This window comes from Bacillus sp. SIMBA_008, from assembly GCF_046535495.1.
Taxonomy (GTDB): Bacteria; Bacillota; Bacilli; order Bacillales; family Bacillaceae; genus Bacillus; species Bacillus subtilis.
In genome coordinates, this window is record NZ_JAWRWL010000388.1 from 1 (window position 1) to 276 (window position 276).

Here is a 276-nt window from a genome sequence, read left to right on the forward strand (position 1 = left end):
GGACAGTGACCATTACCCCTCAGTATGTAGAAGAGAAGCTAGGAAAGATTGCAAATAACAAAGACTTAAGTCAATTTATACTTTAACAAATGAATAAAGTAATCTAGGAGGATCATTAACATGGCGTTACTACAAAAAACAAGGATTATTAACTCAATGCTGCAAGATGCAGCGGGGAAACCAGTTAATTTTAAGGAAATGGCAGAAACATTGAGAGATGTCATTGATTCAAACATTTTCGTATTAAGCAGAAGAGGGAAGCTTCTAGGCTACTCG

Annotated in this window: 1 protein-coding gene and 1 pseudogene; both read left to right on the top strand. The window is 36.2% G+C overall.

All coding sequences use genetic code 11. The annotated features are described in order from the left end of the window. A partial coding sequence (locus tag SB658_RS23720; protein WP_410602762.1) for a hypothetical protein occupies positions 1-86 on the top strand: 86 nt, incomplete at its 5' end. A gap of 34 nt (positions 87-120) precedes the next feature. Continuing rightward, a pseudogene (locus SB658_RS23725) lies at positions 121-276 on the top strand (GTP-sensing pleiotropic transcriptional regulator CodY); the annotation flags it as partial.